Source organism: Bradyrhizobium sp. CB2312, assembly GCF_029714425.1.
GTDB lineage: Bacteria > Pseudomonadota > Alphaproteobacteria > Rhizobiales > Xanthobacteraceae > Bradyrhizobium.
In genome coordinates this window covers 8,862,452-8,877,726 of sequence record NZ_CP121668.1, presented here as the reverse complement: position 1 = coordinate 8,877,726, position 15,275 = coordinate 8,862,452, and the positions used below count along the sequence as shown (strand labels likewise).

The 15,275-nt window shown below is 64.6% G+C and carries 13 protein-coding genes; 6 read left to right on the top strand and 7 right to left on the bottom strand.

Translation table 11 applies throughout. The features are described from left to right. The first annotated feature begins 74 nt into the window (after nucleotides 1-74). Nucleotides 75-1,058, top strand: coding sequence for a TRAP transporter substrate-binding protein (locus tag QA642_RS42335; protein WP_283082101.1), 984 nt, complete (start codon nucleotides 75-77; stop codon nucleotides 1,056-1,058). Between the two features lie 16 nt (nucleotides 1,059-1,074). Beyond that, nucleotides 1,075-3,102 (top strand): methyl-accepting chemotaxis protein, encoded by a 2,028-nt coding sequence (locus tag QA642_RS42330; RefSeq protein WP_283082100.1) that lies wholly within the window; start codon nucleotides 1,075-1,077, stop codon nucleotides 3,100-3,102. Nucleotides 3,103-3,161: 59 nt separating this feature from the next. Here QA642_RS42330 and QA642_RS42325 read toward each other — a convergent pair whose 3' ends face one another. From QA642_RS42325 to QA642_RS42310, 4 genes are all read right to left on the bottom strand, one after another. Continuing rightward, entirely contained in the window at nucleotides 3,162-4,013 is an 852-nt protein-coding gene (locus QA642_RS42325; protein WP_145680376.1) for a carbohydrate ABC transporter permease, read from the bottom strand. Continuing rightward, the gene (locus QA642_RS42320; RefSeq protein ID WP_283082099.1) at nucleotides 4,010-4,882 is read right to left on the bottom strand and encodes a sugar ABC transporter permease; all 873 of its coding nucleotides are present in this window, start codon (nucleotides 4,880-4,882) and stop codon (nucleotides 4,010-4,012) included. The genes QA642_RS42325 and QA642_RS42320 overlap by 4 nt, the downstream gene beginning before the upstream one ends. A 93-nt stretch (nucleotides 4,883-4,975) precedes the next feature. Then, nucleotides 4,976-6,361 carry an ABC transporter substrate-binding protein gene (locus QA642_RS42315; RefSeq protein ID WP_283082098.1) on the bottom strand — a complete coding sequence of 462 codons (1,386 nt, stop codon included), beginning with the start codon at nucleotides 6,359-6,361 and terminating at the stop codon, nucleotides 4,976-4,978. A 207-nt stretch (nucleotides 6,362-6,568) separates the two neighbouring features. Next, entirely contained in the window at nucleotides 6,569-8,491 is a 1,923-nt protein-coding gene (locus tag QA642_RS42310; protein WP_283082097.1) for an AsmA family protein, read from the bottom strand. Between the two features lie 272 nt (nucleotides 8,492-8,763). Here QA642_RS42310 and QA642_RS42305 point away from each other — a divergent pair, with 272 nt between their 5' ends. From QA642_RS42305 to QA642_RS42295, 3 genes are read left to right on the top strand one after another with little or no spacing between them, the layout of a single operon-like run. After that, complete coding sequence (locus QA642_RS42305; RefSeq protein ID WP_018317833.1) at nucleotides 8,764-9,471, top strand: CoA transferase subunit A; 708 nt, start codon at nucleotides 8,764-8,766, stop codon at nucleotides 9,469-9,471. Nucleotides 9,472-9,486: 15 nt separating this feature from the next. Then, complete coding sequence (locus QA642_RS42300) at nucleotides 9,487-10,137, top strand: CoA transferase subunit B (protein WP_283082096.1); 651 nt, start codon at nucleotides 9,487-9,489, stop codon at nucleotides 10,135-10,137. Nucleotides 10,138-10,159: 22 nt separating this feature from the next. Next, entirely contained in the window at nucleotides 10,160-10,795 is a 636-nt protein-coding gene (locus tag QA642_RS42295; protein WP_283082095.1) for a GNAT family N-acetyltransferase, read from the top strand. A 155-nt stretch (nucleotides 10,796-10,950) separates the two neighbouring features. Here QA642_RS42295 and QA642_RS42290 read toward each other — a convergent pair whose 3' ends face one another. The 3 genes from QA642_RS42290 to QA642_RS42280 all read right to left on the bottom strand — a co-directional run bounded on the left by QA642_RS42290 (nucleotide 10,951) and on the right by QA642_RS42280 (nucleotide 13,548). After that, a complete protein-coding gene (locus QA642_RS42290) occupies nucleotides 10,951-11,829 on the bottom strand; it encodes an SUMF1/EgtB/PvdO family nonheme iron enzyme (RefSeq protein ID WP_283082094.1) in 879 nt (292 codons plus the stop codon). 52 nt (nucleotides 11,830-11,881) lie between these two features. After that, entirely contained in the window at nucleotides 11,882-12,976 is a 1,095-nt protein-coding gene (gene nirK, locus QA642_RS42285) for a copper-containing nitrite reductase (RefSeq protein ID WP_283082093.1), read from the bottom strand. Between the two features lie 365 nt (nucleotides 12,977-13,341). Then, on the bottom strand, nucleotides 13,342-13,548 hold the full coding sequence (locus tag QA642_RS42280) for a hypothetical protein (protein WP_283082092.1): 207 nt from the start codon (nucleotides 13,546-13,548) through the stop codon (nucleotides 13,342-13,344). 159 nt (nucleotides 13,549-13,707) lie between these two features. Here QA642_RS42280 and hemN point away from each other — a divergent pair, with 159 nt between their 5' ends. Next, nucleotides 13,708-15,060 carry an oxygen-independent coproporphyrinogen III oxidase gene (hemN, locus tag QA642_RS42275; protein ID WP_283082091.1) on the top strand — a complete coding sequence of 451 codons (1,353 nt, stop codon included), beginning with the start codon at nucleotides 13,708-13,710 and terminating at the stop codon, nucleotides 15,058-15,060. The last annotated feature ends 215 nt before the right edge of the window (nucleotides 15,061-15,275 follow it).

Genomic DNA, 15,275 nt, shown 5'->3' with positions numbered 1-15,275 from the left:
CAGGCACCACCTGACATAGTTAACAATTCATATAGCTTATCTGGCTATTGTCGCCTCGCTTGGGGAAGAGGGCGATGAAGCGGCTTTATATTGGTGTGGCCAGCATTGTTCTGGCGTTACTCTGTCTCACTGTTCGGCCGTCGGCTGCTGCGACGCAGATGGTGTCGCTGGTGTACAACGGTTCGCCGCAGTCGCCGCAGCAGATCGGCTCCGACGAATTCCGCCGCAGGCTCGCCGAGACCGCACAGGGCCGCATCATCCTCGATGCACGCGCCGGCAACGCGATGGGCAGCGAGACGGCGATCCTGGCCGCCATGCGCAGTGGCGTGGTCGACATGGCGACGCTGTCCGGCTCGGTGGTCAGCTCGGCCGTGCCGGAGTTCGGCGTGTTCGACGTGCCGTTCCTGTTCCGCGATGCGGCGCAGGCCAAGGCGGTCGCTGACGGGCCGGTCGGCGCGCTGTTCGCCAAGCATTTTGCCGACAAGGGATTGGTGCTGCTCGCGATCGGCAAGCAGGGCTTTCGCAACGTCACCAATTCGAAGCGGCCGATACAGACACCCGCGGATCTCAAGGGCCTGAAGATCCGCGTGCTCCCGAACGAGGTCTATCAGATGACCTTCAAGGCGCTGGGCGCCGAGGTCGTGCCGATGGAATTCACGCTGGTGTATTCCGCACTGAAGGACGGCCGTATCGACGGGCAGGAGAACCCGGTCGCGACGATTGCTGCCAGCCATCTCGAGGAGGTGCAGAAATATGCCAGCCTGACGGGGCATTTCTTCGCTCCCATTGCTTTCGTTGCCAATCGCGATGCGTTCCAGACTCTCACGCCCGCGGACCAGGCCGCGATCATCGCCGCGGCAAAGGCCGGCGCGGAGGCGACCTGGAAGAGTGGCGTCGCGGAGGAGACGAAGAAAATCGAGGAGCTTCGCAAGGGCGGCATGGAGATCATCGAAAAGGTCGACCGCCAGCCCTTCATCGATGCCGTGAAGCCTCTCGAGCCCGAGTTCGAGAAGCGCTTCGGCAAGGATCTGCTCGCCCGGATCCGGGCGACGCCGTAATCGCGCGGGAAACATCATGAACCTGTCATTGATCCTGTCACGCATCGGCATCCGCCCGCGCATCTTCGGCGGCTTCGCGCTGGTGCTGGGTTTCCTCTGCGTGCTGGCGCTGCTCGCCGTCATGCGGCTGTCCGAGATTGGCAGCACTGTCGGAGAGCTCGTGACCAGCGCCGACGGCGATGCCGGCATGGCGCGCGTGCACGCTGCGCTGCTCACGGCGAACGTCACCGTCGAGAAATTCGTCCGCACACGCAATCTCGGCGATCGCGACAGCGCCATCAAGGCGATCGACGGCTTTGGCCAGACCTTTGATCAGGTCGATCAGCAGTTCGGCCGCCTGCCGGCGATTGCCGCCGGCCGCGCCGCGCTGGTGGAGGCGCTCGGGACCTATCGAAAATCCTTCACGGCAGTCGCGGGCGCTGTCGACCGTTTGCGCAACGCAAGCGCCAAGAGCGAGGCGCTCGGTGCCACGGCTGGTCTCGATGTCGGCGCGATCAATGTCGCGCTTGCCAACCAGCCCGACCGTCTGCTCCAGCCCCTGCGTCTGGCCGGCACGGTGGATGCAATGCGGGTCTCGGTGCTGCGCTACACCATCACCCAGGCTCAGGTCGATGCCGACGATGCCGGGCTGACGATTGGCTATGTGCTGGCCGCGGTAGCCGATAGCGAGGCGGAGATCGCCAACGTCGAGGCGCCGCGACTGAAGAATCTGATCGCGGCCCTGAAGAAGGTGCTCACCGACCAATCGGCGACGTTGACGGAGCTGTCTGCCGCGATGGGCGAGCTGCGCAAGGCCCAGGCCGATCTGGTCAAATCCAGCAGCGCGATCGACGCCAAGGCCGCAGAGATCAGCCGGGCTCTGGGTGCGACGCGCACCGAGCAGAGCCGGTTGACGGCTGGATCGGTCGATCAAACCCGCAATCTCGTGTTCACGGTCGCAGCGTCCGCGCTCGTGCTGGGCGCATTGCTGGCCTGGTTGATCGGACGCAGCGTGTCGCGGCCCATCGGCCAGATGACCATGCGCATGCAGAGCCTCGCGGCGGGCGAGCTCGATGAGGTGATCCCCGGCGGCGGGCGCGGTGACGAAATTGGTCACATGGCTGGCGCTGTTGAAGTGTTCCGCCAGAACGCGCAGACCGTACGACGCATGGAGCAGGAGTCTGCCGCGCAGCGTGCCGCAGCAGAGACGGAGCGTGCGGCGATGATGGCGCAGCTTGCCGATCGCTTCGATAGCGGCATGGAGGGCGTCATTGGCGGCGTCTCCTGCCGTGCCGAGGAGATGGGGCAGAGCGCCGCGAGCCTCGCCCGCGTCGCCGAGCGGGGCCGCTCGCTGGCCGAGCAGGTCGCCGCGACATCGGCCCAGGCATCCTCGAACGTGCAGACCGTTGCGGCCGCGACGCATCAACTCGCCGCCTCGATCAAGGAGATTTCGAGCCAGGTCGCGCGCTCCGTATCGGTGTCGGACCAGGCCAAGGAAGAGGCCTCGCGGACCGAGGCGCTGATGCGCGCGCTGTCGGATTCCGCCGAGCGGATTGGTACGGTGGTGCAGCTGATCCAGGCGATCGCGAGCCAGACCAACCTCCTGGCGCTCAATGCGACGATCGAGTCGGCGCGGGCCGGCGACGCCGGCAAGGGCTTTGCCGTGGTCGCCAACGAGGTGAAGAGCCTCGCAACCCAGACCGCGCGCGCCACCGAGGAGATCGCAGGGCTCGTCGCCGAGATTCAGAACTCGACCGGACAGTCGGTCGCTGCGATCGGCCAGATCGGCAGAACCATCGCCGAGATGACGGAGATCGCGACGACGATTGCCTCCGCCGTCGAGGAACAGGGTGCGGCAACCAGCGAGATCGCCCGCAATGTCGAGCAGGCGGCGAACGGCACGACTGCCGTGACCGACCAGGTCGGCGCCGTCCGCACCGTGGCGGGTGAGACCGATGCCGGCGCCGAAGCCGCGCTCACGGCCGCGTCGGCATTGCAGGATCAGGCCCGCGCGCTCAAGAAGGACGTCGCGGAGTTTCTGCAGACGGTGCGCAAGGCGGGATGAGAGCATCTCCCCGCGGCCGCCCTTCTACGGGCGCACCGCGGGAAGTGCACGTCCGACATTCAGGACTTCACCGCGCCCGCGGTGAGTCCGCCCACCATGTAGCGGCGGAAGGCGTAATAGACCGCGGCGGGCGGCAGCGCGTAGATGAAGCCGGTGGTCATCAACAGCTCCCAGGGCGAGTCGTCGGCGGCGAGGAAGTTGCCGAGCGCCACGGGAAGGGTGATCTGGCGGTCGTTCGAGAGCAGCAGGAACGCGTAGAGATATTCGTTCCAGGCCAGCAGCACCGCATAGGTGCCGATCGCGACCAGCGAGGGCATCATCAGCGGCAGGTACACCAGGCGGAAGATCTGCAGCGTGGTGGCGCCGTCCATCACCGCGGCCTCATCCAGCTCGACCGGCAACTTGTCGGAAGCCTGCTTGAGCACCCAGATCGCGTAGGGGCTGGCGATCGTCACCATCGCCAGGATCAGCGACCAGTGATTGTTGAGCAGGCCGTAATTGCCCATGGTGCGGTACATCGGCACGGCGAGGAACGCCGCGGGGATGAAATAGGTGAACAGCGCGAGGTTCAGCACCATGCGCCCGCCCGGCACCTTCAGCCGCGAGATCGAGAACGCCGCGGCGGTCGCGATGAACAGCGTCAGCACGCCGACCGCGGCTGCGATCAGCGTCGAATTCCAGAACTGCACGTAGAAGTCGCGCAGGAAGTAATGCTGCTGCTTGAACACGATCTCGAAGTTGTGCAGCGTCGGGTGGTCCGGCCACAGCTTGCCCGAGAACGCGTCCTCCTTCGGAGAGATCGCGAACAGGAACATGTGGTAGATCGGGATCATCGTCCACAGGAAGACGGGAATGCCGATCAGCAGCAGCCGCGCTTCCGTCGCGACGTCACGGAGAGAGGGAAGCTTCATCGCGACAACCGTTTCATCATGAAGTACACGAGCGGCAGGACGAACGGCATCGCGCAGACGATGGAGGCCATCGCGAGCGAGAGCTGGTCGAGCCGGAGATAGCGGATACCGAGCGTCGCCAGCACATGCGTGAGGTCGGCCGGACCGCCGCCGGTGAGCAGATAGACGCTGTTGAAATCGCCGAGCGTCCAGATCATCGAGAGCAGCGTGCAGGTGACGTAGAGCGTCTGCATCGACGGCCAGGTGATGTAGCGGAATTTCTGCCACCAGCTCGCGCCGTCGACCTCGGCGGCCTCGAACAGGTCGTGCGAGATCGCAAGGCGTCCGGTGATCAGGATCAGCGTCCAGAACGGCAGCGATTTCCAGATGTGCACGCCGATCGCCATGCTCAGCGCCACGGTCGGGTCGTTCAGCCAGTTCGGGCCGTCATCGCCGGTGAAGGAGAAGATGAGGTGGTTGATCACGCCCCATTCGGGGTTGAGCATGAAGCGCACCGACAGGATGGTCGGGATCGACGGCACCGCCCAGGGCAGGATGAAGATCACCGAGAGCCATTTGATCCAGGTGCGCTGCATGGCGAAGAAGCCGGACAGGAACAGCGCGATCAGCATCTTGATGTTGATGCCGATGACCAGGAAGATCAGCGTGTTGACCGCGGCACGCGCAAAGATCGGATCGTTGGCGAGAGCGACATAGTTCGCCGGAGCGCGCGCCAGCCATAGCCCGTAGCAGACGGGGTAGACGACGAAGGCGAGGAAAACCAGCAGATAGGGCGCGAGCAGAATGATGCCCCAGACCTGCGCCGGGGTCAGCCGCGACGACAGGGGCGGGCCGGGGAGTGCCTGATCGCCAGAGAGCGTGATCGCCATTCTTTAGGACTCTTCAAGGAGAAGCCGGCCGCGAAACGCGGCCGGTGTTGTTCTTACACCTCTCCCCGCAAAGCGGGGAGAGGGTAGCACGACTTAACCTGCGACCTGCTTGATGCGGGCGATCAGCTCGTCCACGGCCTTGTCGACCGGGACCTTCTCGCTGACCACACGGTTCATCGCCTTGGCCCACACGTTCTCGTTGTTGAGAATGGTGAACTTCCAGTTCTTGGTGAAGTCGAACGCCGCGGTGCCGCCCTTGAACTGCGCGTAGACAGCCTTGCGGTGCTTGTCAGCCTGCCAGAACGGGCTTTCCTGGCTTTCTTTCGTCACCGGGAACCAGCGGCCGAGTGCGCCCTCGATGTAGGGACGGACGTTCTCTTCCTGGAGCAGGAAGCTGATGAACTGCTTGGCCTCGGGCTTGTTCTTGGCCGCGGTGAAGATCAGTCCGGTCTTGACGTCGGAGCGGTAGCGGATGGTCGAACCATCCGGCGCCTTCGGGAAGGACGCCGTGATGATGTCCTGCTCATAGGCCTTCTTGCCGGCGTCGCGCTGCTCCTGGGTCAGAGCCTGGTTCTGCGAATCCTCGTACCACTTCGCGGCGATCGAGATCGTGAAGTTGTGGGTCATCACGATGGTCTTGTTGTGGAAGGCGACGTTGTTGTCCGGGTCCTTCCAGGTGGTCGAGGAGGGCGGGGTGCAACCCTTGATGTAGGTGTCGGTGTAGTCCTTCATCGCCTTGATCAGGTTCTCGCGCACCTGGGGATCGTCGACGAGGAGCTTGCCGTCGTTATCGACGAGCTTGACGTGGTAGGCGTCCATGAAGGTGTAGAATGACTGGAACGCGTCGGTGGATTCCACGCCCATCGGCTGGCCGACGGCATAGATTCGCTGGCCGGTGGCCTTGCGGATCGCCGGCTGCACCTTGTCGCACCAAAACGTCCAATAGCCCGACCAGTCGTTCGGGATGTCGCTCACCTTGAAGCCGGCCTTCTCCAGCATGTCGTTCCAGATCTGGACGTGCATGCTCTGCTGCTTCAGCGGGAAGCCGTAATAGGCCTTCTTCTTGGTGACGTCGTTGTACAGGATCGAGGCGTCCAGCGTGTTCTGCACGAACCGGTCCTTGATCGGCTCCATGACGTCGGTGAGGTCCTCGAGCTTGCCCTCATAGGCCCACTTGCCCTGCGCCTGCACGTCATAGGAATCGGAATAGGCGACATCTGGCACGGTGCCGGCATCGAGCGCGGCGACCGTCTTCGGAATCATGTCCTGGATCGCGTATTGCGACAATTCGACCTTGATGCCGGTCTTGGCTTCGAATTTCTTGATCGTCTCGATCAGCGCGTCGTCTTCGGAGCGGTAGAAGCCCTTGCCCCACCAGACCGTAATCGTCTTCTGCTGCGCAAAGGCGGGTGCAGTGGCGGCAAACAGCCCAGCCGCAGCGACCGCCAGTGACACTGCGCCAATAACCTTGGATCTCACGTTTTTCTCCCTCAAACGGCCGGAGTTTTTAACCGGTCGTATAAAACACTAGCGCATGGCGGTGAGCCGATCTAGCGGCATCTTGTCAGACCTAGGTCGTGGGGTCGCGGACGGGATGAGATGCTTAATGCGTGCATCGATCCAATCGCCGCATCAATTCGGCCGGATCAATTCGCAGCCGGTCGGCCGATGCCGGCCGATCCGTCCTCAATTGGATTTCGCGTTCTCTTTGGTGTTCTCGGCCGTCGGCGAGTCCGCGGGCGCGGGGCGCTTGACGCCGGTGATCTTCTCGATGACCGAGCGCACCGTGTCGCCGCTCTTGTCGTCCTTGCCCTTGAGCAGCGGCGCGGCGAAGGGCGAGCGGCGGATCAGGACTTCCGAATCGGGGAAGATCAGGGGATCGTCCCAGGGCCCCTGCACCACGAAGGGCAATTGGAAGCCCGAGGCCGTGTTGAGGCTCGCGACGCCCTTCATGTCGTATTCGCGCGTCGGCACCGACGCGGTGCCGGTCATCGTGATCTTCGCCGAAGGTCCCTCGATGCGGATGTCCTCGGCGGTCGCGACACCGTCGGCGAATTTCAACGCGATGGTGAGGTTGTCGTAAGGCGTCGAGCCGTTGCGGAAATTGCCGCCGCCCGACAGCGGCCGCCGCTCCAGCCGCTTCAGAAGCTGCTCGGCGTTGATGCCGGCGATCGCGCCGTCATGCCCGGTCACGGTGGCGGTGCCGTCGAGCGACTGCACGAGGCCGAACGGGCTCGAGCCGGAGGCGACGAGGGAGACGTTGATGTTGCCGCGGCCGGACAGCTTGTTGAGGCCGAACAGCTCGGAGGCACAGGCCTGGAGGTCGACATCGGTGAACTGGAATTGCGCCTTGACGTCGGCGACGGTGTCGGAGCGCGCGATCCCGAACGAGCCCTTGGCGATGCCGCCATAGACTTGGGCCTCGCCGACCGAAAGCGCCAGCGTGCCGTTGCGCAAATTGGCGCCGATCGCGGTACGGCCGAGCCTCGATGCGCCGACCGTCAGCCTGGCCGCCGACAGGCGCATGTCGAGGTCGGTGGTCGAGAGGCCGTTGAGGTCGAACAGCTGCCTGTTCCAGTCGCGCGCGCCGCTCGCGAGCAGGCGGAAGGTGGAGATATAGGGCGTGAAGTCGAGCGCGTCGGCGGCGAGCGTCGCCTGCAGCGTCTGCCTTCCGTTGTTGGCGTAGGTCATGACGCCCTCGGCGGTGTTGCCGTCGAGCTCGACATTGACGTTGGTGAGCGCGATCGAGGCGCCCACGACGTTGGCGCGCGCCTTCAGCGCGAAGCGGCCGAAGCCGCCGCTGCCGGGCTGCGGCTGGCCGGTCCAGCGCAGCGCGTTGCGCAAGGACGGACTGTCGATGGTGAGCGTGCCCTCCATCATCGGGCTGGTGCGGTTGGCGACGCTGCCGTCGAAGGCGAGCTTGAGCGGGGTGCTGGCGATCCGCGCCTTCAGGCCCGAGCGGTCGCCGGAGAGGGCGGCGACGAAATCGGAAAAGCTGATCGAGCCGTCGACGCGCTCGCCGCGCCAGTCGAACTGTCCGGTCGCGGCGAAGGAACGCGAGATCGAGGGCCAGGCCAGCGACAGGTCGATGTCCTCGAACTTCTCGGTGGCGTGGGTGGCGGCATCCTCGTAATTGAGCACGCCGTCCTGGATCCGGATCTCGGAGAACGAGACCTGGTTGTCGGCGCCCGGCTTCATGGTCCGCGCGATAGTCTGGATGAAGGGCGTCCAGTTGCTCTCGCCATCCGGCCTGAGGCTGACATGGATGCGCGGCCGCAGCAGCGTCAGGTCGGCGATCTCGAACCGTTGCAGCAGCAGCGGCAGCAGCCGCAGATTGGCGGTGAGCACGTCGACATGGAGTGCGGGATCGCTGGTGCCGCCGCCCTTCAGGCCGACGTCATGGAACGAGATGTAGCTCGCCGGCAGCACCGAGATGTCGATGTTGCCCGCGACATTGAGCTCGAGCCCGGTGACGTCGCGGATCTGCGCCTCCACGGCCTTGCGCAGCGCGTCGCGGTTGATGAGCCATGAGGTCGCGATCAGGGCGATCAGCGCGACGCCGAGCAGCGCCGCGATCGGCGTCCCGAGGCGCTTTATTCCTTGGGCCATGGTCAATGGCATGTCCTGGTCGGGTTGGTCGTTGGAGCCGGAAGGGCGGGCCGGGAAACCTGCGTGCCCACTCCCAACCCCCGCAACTTGATGGGTTTTCTTGTCGCTTTCAAGGCCGCGGGCGGGTCTGCCCACGGTGTGGGCAGCTTCTACCACCGGCGCTCGGAGTGGAGAACCCCGTATCATTGACGGCTTCGGACGATTTCGCCTAATAATCGCCGCCAATAAGGCGCGACGCCTGCCAGCCCAAGGTTCAGTCGAAGGTTTTTTGCATGAACAAGGTCTATCCCGACGCCAAGTCGGCTCTCTCTGGCATTCTCAAAGACAACATGATGATCATGTCGGGCGGCTTCGGCCTCTGCGGCATCGCCGAGGAGCTGTCGGACGCGATCCGCGAGTCCGGCGTCAAGGGCCTGACGGTGGTCTCCAACAATGCCGGCGTAGACGGCATCGGCCTTTCCCGCCTGCTCGAAACCCGCCAGATCAAGAAGATGATCTCGTCCTATGTCGGCGAGAACAAGTTGTTCGCCCAGCAATTCCTCGCCGGCGAACTGGAACTCGAATTCAATCCGCAGGGCACTCTGGCCGAGCGCATCCGCGCCGGCGGCGCCGGCATCCCGGCCTTCTACACCAAGACCGGCGTCGGCACGCTGATCGCCGAAGGCAAGGAAGTGAAGGAGTTCGACGGCGAGAAGTACCTGATGGAGCGCGGCCTGTTCGCCGACCTCGCCATCGTGCACGCCTGGAAGGGCGACACTGCCGGCAACCTGATCTACCGCAAGACCGCGCGCAACTTTAACCCGATGATGGCGACCGCTGCCAAGATCACCGTGGCCGAGGTCGAGCATCTGGTTCCGGCCGGTGAACTCAATCCCGACCACATCCACACGCCCGGCATCTTCGTGAAGCGCATTGTCGAGGTCGGCACGGCCAAGAAGCGCATCGAATTCCGCAACACCCGCCCGCGTACCGCCGCCTAAGCGCAGGAGACTCACATGGCCTGGACCCGTGAACAGATGGCTGCGCGCGCCGCGAAGGAATTGCGCGACGGCTACTACGTCAATCTCGGCATCGGCATCCCGACGCTGGTCTCGAATTTCATCCCCGAGGGGGTCGACGTCAGCCTGCAGAGCGAGAACGGCATGCTCGGCATGGGCCCGTTCCCCTATGAGGACGAAGTCGACGCCGACCTCATCAACGCCGGCAAGCAGACCGTCAGCGAGCTGCCCTCGACCTCGTATTTCTCGAGCGCGGACTCGTTCGGCATGATCCGCGGCGGCCACATGGATCTGTCGATCCTCGGCGCCATGCAGGTCGCCCAGAACGGCGATCTCGCCAACTGGATGATCCCTGGCAAGATGGTCAAGGGCATGGGCGGCGCGATGGATCTCGTTGCCGGCGTCAAGCGCGTCGTCGTGGTGATGGAGCATTCGGCCAAGGACGGCTCGAAGCTGCTGAAGCAGTGCACTCTGCCGCTGACCGGCGAGCGCGTGGTCGACATGGTCGTCACGGATCTTGCCGTCTTCACCATCGACAAGCACGGCGACGGCGGCATGGCGCTGATCGAGCTCGCCGACGGCGTCACGCTCGACGAGGTCAAGGCCAAGACCGAAGCTGAATTCCGCGTCGCGTTGAAGAACACGTAAGGCGATCGCGAAGGGGGCGCGTATGACGATACGGTCTGCGCGTCCCGAAGACGCCGATTTCATCGCACTGACCATCCTGCGATCGATGCGCGGCTACTGGCCGCAAGGCTGGTTCGACGTTGCGCTCGGCTGGCCCGAAGCGGAATGCCGCGATTTCATCGCGCGTGTCGCGGTCGCGCGCGCCGTGTCGATGTGGCACGTCTCGCAGTTCTGGATCGCAGAGGTCGATGGTAAGCCGGGCGCGGCGCTTTGTTCCGTGCCTGCGGCTGGCACCGGTCCTGCCGCCTGGCGCGCGATCGAGGAGGTCGCTTCCGCGACCGGGCTCCCTGCTTCCGAGCTCGCCGCCATCCGCCAGCGCGGTACCTACACGCGCGCCTGCTGGGTTCAGGGCGGCGAGGGCGACTGGATGATCGAGCATGTCGCAACCGATCCCGCCTATCGCGGCCGCGGCCTCGTGCAGGCGCTGATCGCGCACGCGCTGGATCAGGGACGGGCGGCCGGATTCAAACGGACGACGATATCGTTCCTGATCGGCAACATGCCTGCCGAGCGCGCCTACGCCAAGGCCGGCTTCGCCTTCGCGGAAGAGAAGCGCGATCCGGCCTTCGAGGCGATCATCGGCGCGCCCGGCTTTCGCATGTTCGCGCGGGCGATTTGAGTGGGGCACGGGGCTGTCTCCACATCGTCATTGCGAGGAGCCCTTGCGACGAAGCAATCCAGGCTGTCTCAAAGGAGAGATTCTGGATTGCTTCGCTTCGCTCGCAATGACGGAGTGCGCGGCGCTGCCGAGGTTCATTTCACGCGGTAGTCCCGCTACGACCTCGCCGCCCACACCTTGCCCCAACGCGCCGACACGCTGGCGACCCACGACGGCTCTTCGCGCACCAGACGGAAGCCGAGATTGGCGGGCGGCACGCCCTGCGCGCAGCCGCCGGCGCGGGCGTCGCGGATGAAGTCGGTGACGTAGGCACGGTGCGCGCCTTCGGCGACGCGCACGCCGCAGTTGACGGTCGGGCGGCCGGCATTGCCGGCTTCGTCGATCCGCGCGCGCACGAAGCAGGTCGAGGTCCATTCCCAGACATTGCCGGCGAGATCTTCGATGCCATGCTCGTTGGCACCGAACCTGCCGAACGGATGAGCCGCGGTGTCGAAGGGGTCGCGCTCGGACTCGCGCTCATAGCGGCTGATCCAGCGCTTCGAAGGATTGTCCTGGTCCACCGGCGCGCCATCGTCCTTGAATCGGGAGCCCGCTGTAAACGCCCATTCCTCGTCACTGGGCAGGCGGTAATGCTTGCCGGTCTTGCGCGACAGCCAGCCGGCATAGGCCTCGGCGTCGTGCCAGTTCACCTGCACCGCGGGACGATCGATGGCGACCGCCACGCCGCGATCGAGCGCCCGGCAGGCGCCGTCCTGCACGCAGATCTGATAGTCGGATGACGAGACCTGATTCCGCATGATGTGCAGCGGCCTCTCGAACCGCATCGCGCGCAGCGGTACTTCCGCCTGCTGCCCGGCGCGGGTGAAGTCGCCTGCCTCGCGATAGGCGAAGCTGCCCGGCGCGACCCTGATGATGGCGGGCTCCGTCGCCGTGCCGTGCACCGCCATGTCCGAGACCAGTGGCGCCATCGCGATCGGCCCTGCGAGTCCCGCGGCGCAAGCGAGTAGCAGTTTCAGCTTGAATGCGATCAACATCGTCGTCCCCCGAAGGAAAAAGGGGCCGGTGATGACCGGCCCCTCGTCGCCTCTAGTTGGTGGCGGCCGGGATTTCCGCAGGCGCCTTCACCTGCATCATCAGATCGTCGTTCCACTTGCCTTCGACCTTGAAATGCGCGGTGGCGCCGAGATCGGCGGCCTCGATCAGATTGTGCGTGACATAGGCGTAGATGCCGGGCTGCTGGAATTTGTAAAGCGCCGCTCCCGCCGAGCCGCCGCGGATGAACCAGGTCTCGAGCCCGACCTCGGGTGCATTGCCGAACTTGCCGGTCTCCCAGACATAGTCGCCATGGCCGCCGATCAGGTGCGGACGGCTGTCGCGATTGGCCTGCGAGTGCACGATCAGCACGTTCTCGCCGACATTGGCGGTCAGCGCGTTCTTGCCGGTGAGTGCGCCGACCTTGCCGTTGAACACGACGTGGGTGGGCGTCAGCTTCTTCATCACCTCTTCGGTGTCGGTGAAAGCCTCGCCCGGCGAGTCGTAGGACTTGAAGTTGCCCTTCTCGTCGCGCGGCACATACATGTCCTGCTCGCCGATATAGTAGACCTTGTCGTACTTCAGCGCGTGGCCCTTGCCGTCGTTCAGTCCCTCGCGCGGCAGCACCATCACGGCGCCGTTCATGCCGGAGACGACGTGCCAGGGGATCATCGGGCCGCCCGGCGCGCAGTGATAGACGAACACACCGGTCTTGGTCGCCTTCCAGCGCAGCACGACCTGCTCGCCGGGATTGATCAGGGTGAGCGCGCCGCCGCCGAGCGCGCCGGTCGCGGAGTGGAAGTCGATGTTGTGCGGCATGGTGTTGGTCGCGGGATTGACCAGCGTCGTCTCGACGTAGTCGCCCTCATGCACGACCATCAGCGGGCCCGGCATCGAGCCGTTGAAGGTCATGGCCTGGAAGGTCGTGCCCTTCTCGTCGATGACGACCTTCTTCTCCTCGATCGTGAGCTTGAACTCGATGATCTTGGGACCCTGCTTGGTCGCCTGCTCGTGCGCATGCACGAACGGCGGAGCGACCAGCTCGACCTTTTGACGCGGCAGTTTGAGATCGTCGGCAGCCAGGGCGGGTGTCGCCAGCATCAGGGCGGTCGCGGCGGCGCTGATCAATGCGGCTCTGCGGGTGAACATCGGAAAGCATCCTTCATGTGAAAGGGTTTTGATGACGGATGCAGTTTGCGCCTGTTATGGCAAGAGTGTTTGCGCTGCGACAAGCTTTTGCCGGATTCGGCTCCGGTGAATTGCTTAAGCGGTCCGCCGAAGCGATGTCGGCGATGCGAAGAGCACGACGGCGCACGGGCGCGACATCAGCCGCGCCAGCGGCAAGTCGTTCGCATGTTCAGTCGCGTCTGATCGCGAATGTTTGGATGCGCCGGCTAAAGCATGATCCGGACCCGAAGGGCCCCGTTAGCGCAAAGTGCGCAGCGGCTTTCCAAAAAGATCATGCGCAAACAACAAGCTAAAGCGATGACGATTCATCCTGATCTCATCGCGCTTTAGAGCAGATGGATCGCAATCCAGACCGTGCCCCAGACCGCGACGGAGAGCGCGGCGAAGACCGCCGCCATGACGGCCAGCACGCGCACGAGATGATTTGCGCCGGCAGCGGGCGCGGCCGGCACGGGACGAAAATCGTCGAAGCGGGGGATATGGCCGCGAATGCCGGTCAGCCAGAGAACGAGATCGAGCGCGAACGACGCCATGGCCTATCTCCAGAGGGTAACGATCAAACGTCACCATGGACCCGATCAGGCGCTCGGACTTTGAGGAAGCGCAAGGTGGCGCCTCCGGAAACGGGTAATCCAGTGCCATTCGGGTTTTGCCGCCCCATCGTGCGGCATCGATCTACGCATGGGTACGACATGAGGACCGATCTCGCAGCGAGTTATGGCGAAGAACGCCTGCCGCGCTACACCAGCTATCCGACCGCGCCGCACTTCTCGTCGGCGATCGGCGCGGACACCTACGCCAGATGGCTGTCCGAGCTGCCCGCGGGCGCCAGCGCGTCGCTTTATCTGCACGTGCCGTTCTGCCGCGAGATGTGCTGGTATTGCGGCTGCCATACCCAGATCGTCCGTCGCGACGGCCTGATCGCCGCCTATCAGCGGACGCTGCGCAGCGAGATCGCGGAGGTCGCGAAGACCATCGGCCGTCGCATCAAGGTCGAGCACATCCATTTCGGCGGCGGTACGCCCACGATCATGGCGCCGGAGGCCTTTGCGGAGTTGATGGCGGCGATGCGCCATTCGTTCTTCGTGCTGCCTTCGGCCGAGATCGCGGTCGAGATCGATCCGCGCACGCTGACCACGGAGATGGTGGAGGCCATGCGGCTGTCCGGCGTCAACCGCGCCAGCCTCGGCGTGCAGAGTTTTGATCCGGTCGTGCAGCGCGCGATCAACCGGGTGCAGAGTTATGAGCAGACGGCGTCCGTGGTCGACATGCTCCGGCAGGCCGGTATCGCGGGAATCAATTTCGATCTGATCTACGGGCTGCCGCATCAGACCGTGGCCTCCTGCCTCGACACCGTGCGGCGCGCGCTCGAGCTCGGGCCCGACCGCTTCTCGGTGTTCGGCTATGCGCATGTGCCCGCTTTCAAGAAGCATCAGCGGATGATCAACGAGGCGGCCTTGCCGGACGGCCTTGCGCGTCACGATCAGGCCTGCGCGATCGCCAATGCTTTGAAAGAGGCCGGCTATGTCCAGATCGGCCTCGACCATTTCGCGCGCCCCGACGACGCCATGGCCGTCGCCTTCGAAGAGCGGACGCTACGCCGCAATTTCCAGGGCTACACCACCGATAAGGGCGAGGTCCTGATCGGCTTCGGCGCCAGCGCGATCGGACATCTGCCGCAAGGCTACGTCCAGAATGAAGTGCAGATCGGCGCCTATGCGCAGAGCATCACATCGGGCCGTCTTGCCACCGCCAAAGGCTACGGGCTCACCGACGACGACCGGCTGCGCGCCGATATCATCGAGCGCATCATGTGCGAATTCAGTGCCGATCTCGGCGACATCTGCGCGCGCCATGGCGCCGAGCCCAAGGCCATGCTGCAATCGGCCTCGCGCCTGAAGCCGCTGATCTCGGACGGCGTGGTCAAGCTCGACGGTGACCGCCTCGCGGTCGCAAACGACTCGCGCTTCCTGGTGCGCAGCGTCGCCGCCGCGTTCGACGCGCATCTGGATCCGGGAAAGCAGCTGCACAGCCGGGCAGTGTAGTTTCACCTCTCCCCGCCTGCGGGGAGAGGTCGGAATTTGCGTAAGCAAATTCCGGGTGAGGGGGTACAGGTCTTTCGACGGTCTCATCTGCGGAGAGAGGTCTCTCACCCCAACCCTCCCAGCGCGAGCGTCGCTCGTCGCGGCCCCGTAAGAACGGGGAGAGGGAGAAGCAATCACCAGCTTGCGCTCCAACAAAGAAACTCAGGTCAGCTCCG

Bases quoted from the DNA above. Each gene is read 5' to 3' on its own strand.
- QA642_RS42290 (WP_283082094.1), bottom strand. From the start codon at position 11,829: ATGTTGATCGCATTCAAGCTGAAACTGCTACTCGCTTGCGCCGCGGGA.
- QA642_RS42300 (WP_283082096.1), top strand. From the start codon at position 9,487: ATGGCCTGGACCCGTGAACAGATGGCTGCGCGCGCCGCGAAGGAATTG.
- QA642_RS42330 (WP_283082100.1), top strand. From the start codon at position 1,075: ATGAACCTGTCATTGATCCTGTCACGCATCGGCATCCGCCCGCGCATC.
- QA642_RS42325 (WP_145680376.1), bottom strand. From the start codon at position 4,013: ATGAAGCTTCCCTCTCTCCGTGACGTCGCGACGGAAGCGCGGCTGCTG.
- QA642_RS42310 (WP_283082097.1), bottom strand. From the start codon at position 8,491: ATGGCCCAAGGAATAAAGCGCCTCGGGACGCCGATCGCGGCGCTGCTC.
- hemN (WP_283082091.1), top strand. From the start codon at position 13,708: ATGAGGACCGATCTCGCAGCGAGTTATGGCGAAGAACGCCTGCCGCGC.
- QA642_RS42295 (WP_283082095.1), top strand. From the start codon at position 10,160: ATGACGATACGGTCTGCGCGTCCCGAAGACGCCGATTTCATCGCACTG.
- QA642_RS42280 (WP_283082092.1), bottom strand. From the start codon at position 13,548: ATGGCGTCGTTCGCGCTCGATCTCGTTCTCTGGCTGACCGGCATTCGC.
- nirK (WP_283082093.1), bottom strand. From the start codon at position 12,976: ATGTTCACCCGCAGAGCCGCATTGATCAGCGCCGCCGCGACCGCCCTG.
- QA642_RS42335 (WP_283082101.1), top strand. From the start codon at position 75: ATGAAGCGGCTTTATATTGGTGTGGCCAGCATTGTTCTGGCGTTACTC.
- QA642_RS42305 (WP_018317833.1), top strand. From the start codon at position 8,764: ATGAACAAGGTCTATCCCGACGCCAAGTCGGCTCTCTCTGGCATTCTC.
- QA642_RS42320 (WP_283082099.1), bottom strand. From the start codon at position 4,882: ATGGCGATCACGCTCTCTGGCGATCAGGCACTCCCCGGCCCGCCCCTG.